This is a genomic window from Mesorhizobium sp. M2A.F.Ca.ET.067.02.1.1 (assembly GCF_004023285.1).
In the GTDB taxonomy this organism is placed as follows: domain Bacteria; phylum Pseudomonadota; class Alphaproteobacteria; order Rhizobiales; family Rhizobiaceae; genus Mesorhizobium.
The window spans coordinates 1-6,216 of sequence record NZ_RZSB01000341.1; the positions used below are offsets into that span (position 1 = coordinate 1).

Consider the following 6,216-nt stretch of genomic DNA (forward strand, 5'->3'; position numbering starts at 1 on the left):
TCCATACGCCGCCCGGATCTCGGCCAACGCCGCTGAAGCGGCGCGGCAATCCGGCGTGCCGATCCTGGCCTTGCGGCGCCCTGGCTGGGAGCCGGTCGCGGGCGATCACTGGACGCTGGTCGACAGTGCTGCCGAGGCGGCGAGGGCACTCGGCCGGGCGCCGCGCCGCGTTTTCCTGGCGATCGGCCGGCAGGAGGCAGGCGTCTTCGAGGCCGCGCCCCAGCACTGTTACCTGATCCGCAGCGTCGACCCGGTCGAGCCGCAGCTGGCCGTGCCCGATGCGCTCTATCTGCTGGCGCGCGGACCGTTTCCGGAAGCGGATGAGCGAGCGCTGCTCGAAAAATACGGGATCGATGCCGTCGTCTCCAAGAACAGCGGCGGCGAGGCGACCTATGGCAAGATCGCCGCCGCGCGGGCGCTCGGCATCGAAGTGGTCATGATCCGTCGGCCGCCTCTGCCTGACGTGCCCTCGGCCGAAACCGTCGATGCGCTGGCGGCCAAAGTCGATCATCTTTTCGCGCCCGTTGCCGAACGCGGCGTGTAGACCAGCGCCGGCTTATCGCCGCGCCTGATGATGCGAGTCTCGGGCGAGCCGATGATGATGCAGGTCGACATGTCGGCTTTTGCCGCATCGGCGTCCGCCAGCAAAAACACCTCGATACGCTCGTCCGGCCGGCCGGCGGCGCGGCCGAAGATCACCGGCGTGGTGCCGGGCAGGATCGCCTTCAGGCACTCGAAGGCTCGGCCGAGCTGCCAGGGGCGGTCCCTGCTGATCGGGTTGTAGAGCGCGATGACGAAGCCGGCTCCGGCAGCCGCCAGCAGGCGTAGCTCGATCAGCTCCCACGGCTTCAGATTGTCGGAAAGCGAGATGGCGCAGAAATCGTGGCCGAGCGGCGCGCCGATGCGGGCCGCGACGGCAAGCATGGCGGTGACGCCGGGAACGACAGCGAGGTCGATGGCGCGCCATTCGTCGGGACCGGCCTCGATCGCCTCGCAAACGGCCGCAGCCATGGCGAAGACGCCGGGGTCGCCGCCGGAAACGACGGCGACGTTATGGCCCTCGGCCGCCTTGGCCAGCGCCTCGTTGGAACGGGCGAGCTCCTCGCGATTGTCGGAGGCGATGGGGGTCTGATCCGGCCGCAGCTCGAGCCGGTCGAGATAGGGCTTGTAGCCATAGAAGAAGGAAGCCTTGGCGACGGCATTGGCAGCCTGTGGCGTGACCTGGTCGGCATTGCCGGGGCCGAGACCGATAACGGTAAGGCGGCCGCTCATGGCTTTGCCCCTGGGCGGGCCGACCAGCCGGCGACCAGCACGATGGCGAAATAGGGCGCCTTGTCGTCGGGCTTCTCCGCGAGTCGCATCGAGACGCTGCCCGGCATAGTGCCGCGCTCGACATAGACGGCCCTCGCCAGCTTGCCGGTCGCCTCCAGCGCGCGCCTGATCTTCGGCAGGTTGCGGCCGACCTTCATGATGACGGCCGCATCGGTATCGGCGAGGCGACGGGTCAGCTCGAACTCGCTCATCGTGCCCGGCAGCACTGTCAGCACGTCGTCGCCCTGAACGATCGGCAGGTCTGTGGCCGACCAGCAGCCGGACATGGCGGTGATGCCGGGGATGACCTCGGTTGGGAAGCGATGCGCCAGGCGAACATGCAGATGCATGTAGGAGCCGTAGAAGAGCGGATCGCCCTCCGACAGCACCGCCACCATCCTGCCGGCGCCGAGATGCTCGGCGACCTGTTCGGCCGACTGCTCGTAGAAATCGGCGATCTGCGCGCGATAGTCGTCGTGATCCTTGTCGATTTCCGTCGTCACCGGATAGAGCAGCGGCAGCTCGACCATGTCGGGCCGGAAACGCGCCTCGACGATCGCGCGCGCATTGCTGTTGTTGCCGCGCTTGGCGAAATAGGCGACGACATCGGCCTCGGCCAGCGCGCGCGCGGCCTTCAGCGTCAGCAGCTCGGGGTCGCCGGGGCCGGTGCCGACGCCGACCAGACGGCCTTTTGCCAAACCTTCTTTAACAGGCGCGTTCACAGGCCTGGCCTCGCCAATGAATTGAGCGCGGCGGCGGTCATGGCGCTGCCGCCCAGCCTGCCGCGCACAATGGCGTAGGGCACGCCGTAGGCGTTTTCGGCCAGCGCATCTTTCGATTCTGCGGCACCGACGAAGCCGACCGGCATGCCGATGATCGCGGCCGGCTTTGGCGCGCCGTCGCGCAGTTTTTCCAAAAGATAGAAGAGCGCGGTCGGCGCATTGCCGATGGCGACGACCGAGCCGGCCATGCGCTCGCCCCAGAGGTCGATCGCCGCCGCTGAGCGGGTGTTGCCGATTTCTCTGGCGATGTCATGCGTGCGCGGGTCGCGCAGCGTGCAGATTACCTCGTTGCCGGCCGGCAGCCGGGCGCGGGTGACGCCATGCGCCACCATCTCTGCATCGCAGAAGATCGGCGCGCCGGCGGCCAGGGCCGCGCGAGCGGCGGTGACGAAATCGTTGGAGAAGACAAAATGGCTGGCGGCTTCGACCTGGCCGCAGGCATGGATCATGCGGATCGCGACATCGGCTTCGGCTTCCGAGAAGCGCGACAGGTCCGCCTCGGCGCGGATGATGGCGAAAGAGCGCTCATAGATCGCGTTGCCGTCGTGGATATAGTCGTAGGCGGCCATTCACTGGTTCCGTCGATAGAGTTCGGCGATGCTGGCGGCGCCAAGCCTTGTGAGGCAAGCGGCGGCGGTCTCGCCCTGGTGTCTTTGCGCCCGCAGCGCGGCAAGGATGCCGACGATGCCGCGGCCGGCGTCATAGCCCGGCCTGTATCCGGCAGGAAGGGCCTTTGCCGTCCCGTCCACGACAAGTCCGGCTCCGTTTTCGTCGCCGACCAAGGTGAGTGTCGCCGCGCCGGGATGCGCGCAGCCCTTGGCACAGCCGGAAATATGGAGGGTTAGCGAGGTGTCGAGGAGTTCGGCGCTTTCTCTTGCGATCGTCTCGGCGATGGCGCGGGTGGCAATGCGGCCGGAGGCGCAGGCCGGCGTGCCTGGGCAGGCGGCAATGTGGGTGCGGGGGTCGGTGGCGGACGTGACGAAGCCGAGGGTGGCGGCGGAGGCGTGCAGCGAGGTGCAGGCGGACGGAGAGAGGCCGAGGACAAGCAGGGCGCGGCCAGGGGCGAGGCGGATTTCGGTGGCGCCGAGGTTAGTGGCTTGTGTTGCCAGGTCGATGAGGTTTTGAGCGGGCATGCTGCCGTAGGGGAGGGCGATGCCGAGGGCGTGGCCTCCCGGAAGACTGAAGGTGTCGATGGGACTTCCCGCCGGCTGGCGTTCCGTCGCCCCCCTCTCTGTCCTGCCGGACATCTCCCCCTCAAGGGGGGAGATTGCCTTGCCACCGCGGCTTTCGCCAATCGCAGACGTGAAGACGTGCGGGTTCGCTGCAGAGAGGGAGCCGTCGGCAAAGCTGCCAATCTCCCCCCCTGAGGGGGAGATGTCCGGCAGGACAGAGAGGGGGGCGACGGAGTGCCAACTTGCGAGCGAATTGAGCTGTCTGTCCGAGAGATCGCGGGTATGCGCCTCACGGCCTTTCTCAGCAACCATCAGGAGTGCCGTCACAGCAATGTCGCGCGCCGCATCAGCATCAACTGTCGACAGAAGCTTCGCAGTCCGACCATCTCCGGCAACCGACACGCTCCAGTGGATGCCCGCATCAGCCCGCACCGCCTCAAGCCTTACATCGGCCCCCACAGCGTCCATCGTAAGCTGTCCTCCGCCATCGACAACCACCGATACCTTCGGCCCCAGCCTTGCCGTCAGCCCAGCTTCTTCGATCGCCGCCCTGAGCCGCTCCGCCAGCGGACGCGGGTCAGCAATCTCCTGCGGATCGATCCCCGCCAGCGGCCCCGTCTCGACGGGCACGCCGCTGCGCACCGCAATACCAAGCGCATCCACCTCAGCCGCCAGCATCCGGGCGCTTTCCGCGCTCAGTCCGCGGATCTGCAGGCTGCCGCGCGCGGTCACTTCCATGATGCCGTTGCCGTGGCGCAGAGCGGATTCGCCTAATCGGATCAGCAAGTTTGGCGCAAGTCCTCCAGTGACTGGATTGAGCCGCACCAAAAGCCCATCGCCAGTCTGCATCGGCGCGCTGAGAGCAGGGCAGGCGCCGCGGCGCGAAAAGGCGTTCATGCCGCCACCTCGTTTGTTTCGGCTTCGGCGATCAAGGCAGCGAGATCGTCGTCGATGGAATTCCTGAGCGGATGCCAGAGGCCTCGCCGCCGGGCAGCGAGAAAGCGCTCGGCGATAACTTTCGCCGCCGCCGGGTTCTCGCGCAGCAGGAAGGCGCGAACGTCCGGATCGCTGACATAGGCGTTGTAGACGGCCTCGATCAGCGCGCCGGAAATGGCATGGGTGGTTTCGGCGAAGCCGACCAGGCGGTCGACTGTTTCGGCGAATTCCGAGGCGCCGCGCGGGCCGTGGCGCATCTGGCCGGCGATGAAGCGCGGGTTGACGGCGCGGGCCCGCACCACGCGCGAAACCGCTTCGCCGACCGAGCGCGGCTTCGGCTTCTGCGGGTCGGTGGTGTCGAGCACAATAACGTCGGCGTTGCGGCCAAGCGCGGCAAGCGCCGCCGAAAAGCCGCCGATGAAGGCGACATCGGCCGAGCCTTCGAGGATATCGCGGCCCGGATCGTCGCCGGTGTGAACGAGCAGGTCGGCCTCGGCGACGCGGCCCTCGAAGGCGCCGGGCGCCGCAATCGCCTCGCCGTCGGCGCCGCCGTAGGCGTGCGAGGTGGCCTCCAGATAGGCCCGGCCGATCTCCTCGCGCACGCCCCATTCGCAGCGCGACAGCAAATCCTCGACGCCGGCGCCATAGGTGCCGGGCGACGTGCCAAAGATGCGCGGGGCGATCTTGCCATGAGCGCGTGTCGCGGCGGCGAGCGGGTTCTCCGTATCGTCCTCGTCGCGGCCGGCGACGGCATTGGCGGCGGCGTCGATAAGCGCGATCTGTGTCGGGAACATGTCGCGGAACAGCCCGGAGATGCGCCAGGTGACGTCTACGCGCGGGCGGCCGAGCGCGCCCGGCGGCAGCACCTCGATGCCGGTGACGCGGCCGGTGGCGGCATCCCATTGCGGCCGGCAGCCCATCAGCGCCAGGCCTTGCGCGATCTCCTCGCCGCCGGTGCGCAGCGAGGCCGAGCCCCAGAGGTCGATGACCAGCGAGCGCGGCCAGTCGCCATGGCTCTGCATGTAGCTGCGCACCACTTCCTCAGCCGCCGCCTGGCCGAGATCATAGGCGGTCGGCGTCGGCATGGTGCGCGGATCGGAGGTGAAGAGGTTGCGGCCGGTGGGGAGCACATCGGAGCGGCCCCGCGCCGGCACACCGGCAGGGCCGGCCTTGATGTGGCGGCCGTCGAGCGCGGCGAGCAGGTTAGTTTTTTCGACCGCCGCGCTTTGCCGGCGCAGCGGATCGGCTTCATCCTCCGGCGCGCGGCCATAGACATGCAGCCCGTCCTTGACGGCGAAATCCTTGAGGTCGCAGAGCCAGGCATCGATGCGGCGCAGCGCTTCGTCGGGTTGATCGGTCTTGGCGATGCCGGCTTCCGAGGCAAGCCCGGTCTTCCGCGCCGTCTCGACGATCAGCTTTGCAAGTCGGTCGCGGCGGCGGCGGTCGAGCCCATCGGCCTGGGCATATTCGTCTACCAGCCGTTCCAGCCTCTGTTGGGCCTCGTCGAGGCCGGCGCCGGTCAAGGGCGGGGGCAGATGGCCCAGCGTGACGGCGGAAATGCGGCGCTTGGCCTGCGCCGCTTCGCCGGGATTGGAGACGATGAAGGCATAGATGACCGGCAGCGAGCCGGTGACGATCTCGGGGAAACAGGTGTCGGAGAGCGCGACCGTCTTGCCCGGCAGCCATTCCAGCGTGCCATGCGCGCCGACATGGACGATGGCGTGGACGCCGAGCGATTTCTGCAGCCAGAGCCCGAAGGCGATCAGCTCGTGGCGGGGAGGCAGGGTTGGGTCGTGGTAGTCAGCGCGGCGGTCGGCCGAGCGACCCCGGTCGGGGGCCAGTGCCACGGTGATGTTGCCGAAGGTGGCGGCGCGGAAACGGAAGTGTTGCGGGGCGGCAGCCTTCAAAGGCAGGCGTTCCGTCGCCCCCTTCTCTGTCCTGCCGGACATCTCCCCCTCAAGGGGGGAGATTATTTTTTGCGCTCGGCTTTCGCCAATTTTCGGCCTAGCAAGGGG

6 protein-coding genes are annotated in these 6,216 nt (G+C 68.1%); 1 reads left to right on the top strand and 5 read right to left on the bottom strand.

What is annotated here, in order from left to right:
* Positions 1-544, top strand: a 544-nt coding sequence (locus EOA28_RS21410; protein ID WP_128315233.1) for a precorrin-6A/cobalt-precorrin-6A reductase, incomplete at its 5' end; no start/stop codon positions are given.
* Here EOA28_RS21410 and EOA28_RS21415 read toward each other — a convergent pair.
* The 5 genes from EOA28_RS21415 to EOA28_RS21435 all read right to left on the bottom strand — a co-directional run.
* Positions 508-1,272 (bottom strand): precorrin-3B C(17)-methyltransferase, encoded by a 765-nt coding sequence (locus EOA28_RS21415; protein ID WP_128315234.1) that lies wholly within the window; start codon positions 1,270-1,272, stop codon positions 508-510. The two genes, EOA28_RS21410 and EOA28_RS21415, sit on opposite strands and share 37 nt — an antisense overlap.
* A complete protein-coding gene (locus EOA28_RS21420; RefSeq protein ID WP_127386500.1) occupies positions 1,269-2,033 on the bottom strand; it encodes a precorrin-2 C(20)-methyltransferase in 765 nt (254 codons plus the stop codon). The genes EOA28_RS21415 and EOA28_RS21420 overlap by 4 nt, the downstream gene beginning before the upstream one ends.
* Positions 2,030-2,662: a precorrin-8X methylmutase gene (locus EOA28_RS21425; protein ID WP_127253818.1), complete on the bottom strand. Its 633-nt coding sequence runs from the start codon at positions 2,660-2,662 to the stop codon at positions 2,030-2,032. The genes EOA28_RS21420 and EOA28_RS21425 overlap by 4 nt, the downstream gene beginning before the upstream one ends.
* Positions 2,663-4,162: a precorrin-3B synthase gene (gene cobG, locus EOA28_RS21430; RefSeq protein WP_127253819.1), complete on the bottom strand. Its 1,500-nt coding sequence runs from the start codon at positions 4,160-4,162 to the stop codon at positions 2,663-2,665.
* The coding region (locus EOA28_RS21435) for a cobaltochelatase subunit CobN (RefSeq protein ID WP_189342126.1) at positions 4,159-6,216 on the bottom strand (2,058 nt) is incomplete at its 5' end. The genes EOA28_RS21435 and cobG, both read right to left, overlap by 4 nt.